Raw genomic sequence first — 3,751 nt, 5'->3', positions numbered from 1 at the left:
CCGCAGAGGGGACCGGGCCGTCGGGTGAGATCTCCGATCCATCCATCCCTTGCGGGACAGGGGCGATCAGTCGATCAGGCAGCCACCACGTTGACCGCGATGTTCGCCGAGACCTCGGCGTGCAGGCGGATGGTGACCGTGTACGAACCGGTCGACTTGATCGGCTGGCCGATCTCGATCTTGCGCTTGTCGACGGACGGGCCGCCGACGGCCTTGACGGCCTCAGCGATGTCACCGGTGGTGACAGCGCCGAACAGACGGCCGCCCTGGCCCGCCTTGGCCTTCACGACGACAGGCTTCGACTGCAGCGAGTCGCGCGTCGCCTTGGCCTCGTCGAGCGTCGCGATCTCGCGAGCCTTGCGTGCCTTGCGGATCGCAGAGATCTGCGACTCGGCACCCTTGGACCACCCGGTCGCCAGGCCACGGGGGACGAGGAAGTTACGGGCGTACCCGTCCTTGACCTCGACCACGTCGCCGGGCTCGCCCAGGCCGGTGACCTCGTGGGTCAGAATGAGCTTTGCCATGTTCTATCCCCTCTCGATCAGCGTGCGGACGACGAGTACGGCAGGAGTGCCATCTCGCGGGCGTTCTTGACGGCACGTGCGATCTGGCGCTGCTCCTGGACGGAGACGCCGGTCACGCGACGGGCACGGATCTTCCCGCGGTCGGAGATGAACTTCCGCAGCAGGGTCGTGTCCTTGTAGTCGACCGACTCGATCTTCGCCGACTTCAGGGGGTTGGACTTCTTCTTGGGCTTGCGCACCACTGGCTTCGCCATGGTGTTGCTCCTTCACAAGGTGCTATCCCCGGCCGGGGTGGGTGTCCTCGTCGGGCACCTGCCCCGCCGGGAAGGGTTTGTCTGGGGTGAGCGGTGACTAGAAGGGGGGCTCGTCCGAGAACGAGGCACCACCCGACGACGCGGGGCCAGCCGTGGCCCACGGGTCGTCGTTGCTCTGCTGGCCACCGCCGGAAGCGCTGAATCCGCCGCCGCCGCTCGAAGCGCCGCCGCCGCCGAAACCGCCGCCACCACCGAAGTTGCCGCCACCCGAGCGCTGGGCCCGGGTGACCTTCGCGGAGGCGTACTTCAGGGAAGGACCGATCTCCTCCACCTGCAGCTCGACGACCGTGCGCTTCTCCCCCTCGCGGGTCTCGTACGAACGCTGGACCAGACGGCCCTGAACGATGACGCGCATGCCCTTGGTCAAGGACTCGGCGACGTTCTCCGCGGCCTCGCGCCAGATCGAGCAGCGCATGAACAGCGTGTCGCCGTCCTTCCACTCGTTGCTCTGGCGGTCGAAGGTGCGCGGCGTGGACGCCACGGTGAAGTTGGCGACGGCAGCCCCCGCGGGGGTGAAGCGAAGCTCCGGGTCCCCGGTCAGGTTCCCGACCACCGTGATGACGGTTTCACCAGCCATGCCAGCTCCTCATTGTTCGTTACGTATCGAAGACTCTTCGAAGGGGATGACCCCCGTCCGCGGACATCCCACCACGTGCCACTGACGCTGTCCTGGGGACGCGCAGCGCACCGGGGGTGCCACGAGGGAAGTCAGAAGTGCGAGGTGATCAGCGAGCGTCGGTGCGCAGGACCTTCGTGCGCAGGACGACCTCGTTGAGGCCGAGCTGACGGTCCAGCTCCTTGGCCGTGTCGGACGTCGCGGTGAAGTCGACGACGGCGTAGATGCCCTCGGACTTCTTGTTGATCTCGAAGGACAGGCGGCGACGGCCCCAGATGTCCACCTTGTCGACAGTGCCACCGTCGGTCTTGATGACCGTCAGGTACTTGTCGAGCGACGGAGCAACGGTGCGCTCCTCGATCTCGGGGTCGAGGATGATCATCAATTCGTACTGACGCATGCGGTTAACCCACCTCCTGCGGACTCAGCGGTCACGGTATCTCCGTGACAGGAGGGTTGTGCGTCGCTGTGAGGTCACCGTGCTGATGGCAGCACGGATCGAGACACAGCAAGTTCCCAAGGTACCCGGTCGGGGCCGGGGTCGGGAAATCTGTGGGGGTGACGTCGGTCGCTACCCGCCGTTGCCGTTGTTGCCGTTGCCGTTGCCCGGCCTTCCACCCTCCTCGGGTGGCGTGGTCGGCGGTGTCGACGGATCGGGCGTGGGCTTGGGATCCGGCCCCTTGGACAGGACGACCGTGACGGTCTTGCCCATCTCGACCTGCTGACCGGACCCTCCGACCCGGAGCACGATGCCGGGTGCGACGTCTGCCGAGTACTCCTCGGTGAACGAGACCTTGAGCCCCATGCCTTCGAGCACGGCCTTGGCGTCTGCCTTGGACCTCCCGGCCAGGTCGGTCGGGACAGTCACGGTGGTCGGTGCGACCGGCTCCTCCGGCTCGACCAGCTCCTCGATCGCGGGCTCCGTGGGCTCCTCGCTCGGCGTCGGGGACGGCTTGACCTTCTTCATCGTGTACTCGGGGAAGTCCTGGACCTCGGCGTACTGGGGCAGCGCGAGGACGCCCTCCATGTAGGAGGTCCAGGCGTCGACGGGCCACGTGCCACCTGTGATCGACTTCTTGTAGTACTCGCCGAACGGGGTGATCTGCTCCTGCGTCGACTGGTCACCCTGGTAGAGCCCGACGACCGTCGCCAGCTGCGGGATGTACCCCGCGAACCAGGCCGACTTGTTGTCGTTCGAGGTGCCGGTCTTGCCCGCGACGGGGCGGTTCAACGCCTTGGCCGGTGCGCCGGACGCGCCCTTCGACTCGACGACCTGCGTCATGGCGTAGGTCGCGGCGGCCATGACGTCGGCCTCGAAGACGCGGTCGTTGCGGCCCGGCATGTCGTAGGTCTCAGCGCCCGAGTCCAACCGCTTGACCGACTGGACCACGTGCGGCGTCGACTCGAAGCCCTGCGCGGCGAACGTCGCGTAAGCGTGCGCGATGTCGATCGGGTGGACCGACGCGGTACCGAGCACGTTCGACGGGACGGCCTTGAGGTCCATGGTGTCCTCGGGGATCCCCGCCTTGACGGCCGCGGCGACCGTCGCCTCCGGCCCGACCTCCATGTTCAGGGCTGCGTAGACCGTGTTCACGGAGTTCGCGGTCGCCGTCGCCAGGTCGATCTCGCCGTAGGGCTGGTTGCCGAAGTTCTTCACGCCCTGGCCCTTGTCGTAGAAGCCGGGCACCTCCACGTCGTTGTTGCCGTCGTACGTCGCGGACAGGTCGATGCCCTGCTCGAGCGCCGCGACGAGCGTGAACGGCTTGAAGGTCGAGCCTGCCTGGGCGACACCGCGGGTCGCGTTGTTGAACTCCTGCGTGACGAAGTCCGGGCCGCCGTAGACGGACTTGACCGCACCGTCCGCAGGGTCGATCGAGACGATCGTCGGCTTCAGGTTGGGCGAGGCCGGGTGGTCGCCGTCGTAGGGGATGCTCTCCGCGGTCGCGACCGCGAGGTCCTGCATGGTCTTGTCGAACGTCGTGACGATCGTGAAGCCCTTGGTGTCGAGGTCGCCACCGTCATAGCCGTTGGCCTCGAGCTCGCGCCTCACCAGGTCCAGGAGGTAGCCCGCCTGCCCGCCCTTGGAGTTGGTCACGACCTTTTCCTTGAGCGTGTCGGCGGGGAAGACCGCCTCGGCCTTCTCGGCAGGGGTGATGTGCCCGTCCGCAGCCATGCGGTTGATCACGCGCTGCCACTTCTCCTGCGTGATGTCAGGGTTGTTGGCCGGGTCGTAGACGGTCGGGTTGGGGATGATCGCGGTGATCATCGCGGCCTGGGAGATGGTCAGCTCTGCGGCC

5 protein-coding genes are annotated in these 3,751 nt (G+C 67.0%); all 5 read right to left on the bottom strand.

The genetic code is table 11. The features are described 5' to 3' along the window. Positions 1-74 precede the first annotated feature (74 nt). A complete protein-coding gene (rplI, locus tag ACFWFR_RS16050; protein ID WP_056654042.1) occupies positions 75-524 on the bottom strand; it encodes a 50S ribosomal protein L9 in 450 nt (149 codons plus the stop codon). A 17-nt stretch (positions 525-541) separates the two neighbouring features. Then, positions 542-778: a 30S ribosomal protein S18 gene (rpsR, locus tag ACFWFR_RS16045; protein ID WP_030152654.1), complete on the bottom strand. Its 237-nt coding sequence runs from the start codon at positions 776-778 to the stop codon at positions 542-544. 97 nt (positions 779-875) lie between these two features. Then, on the bottom strand, positions 876-1,415 hold the full coding sequence (locus tag ACFWFR_RS16040; protein ID WP_056765068.1) for a single-stranded DNA-binding protein: 540 nt from the start codon (positions 1,413-1,415) through the stop codon (positions 876-878). A 148-nt stretch (positions 1,416-1,563) separates the two neighbouring features. Then, the gene (gene rpsF, locus ACFWFR_RS16035) at positions 1,564-1,854 is read right to left on the bottom strand and encodes a 30S ribosomal protein S6 (protein ID WP_056654034.1); all 291 of its coding nucleotides are present in this window, start codon (positions 1,852-1,854) and stop codon (positions 1,564-1,566) included. Positions 1,855-2,025: 171 nt separating this feature from the next. Further along, a partial coding sequence (locus ACFWFR_RS16030) for a penicillin-binding transpeptidase domain-containing protein (RefSeq protein WP_377623619.1) occupies positions 2,026-3,751 on the bottom strand: 1,726 nt, incomplete at its 5' end.

The sequence above is a fragment of the Oerskovia sp. NPDC060287 genome (assembly GCF_042726775.1).
Taxonomy (GTDB): domain Bacteria; phylum Actinomycetota; class Actinomycetes; order Actinomycetales; family Cellulomonadaceae; genus Oerskovia; species Oerskovia merdavium.
The sequence above is the reverse complement of the archived record's forward strand: the minus strand, read 5'-3'. Positions and strand labels throughout refer to the sequence as shown.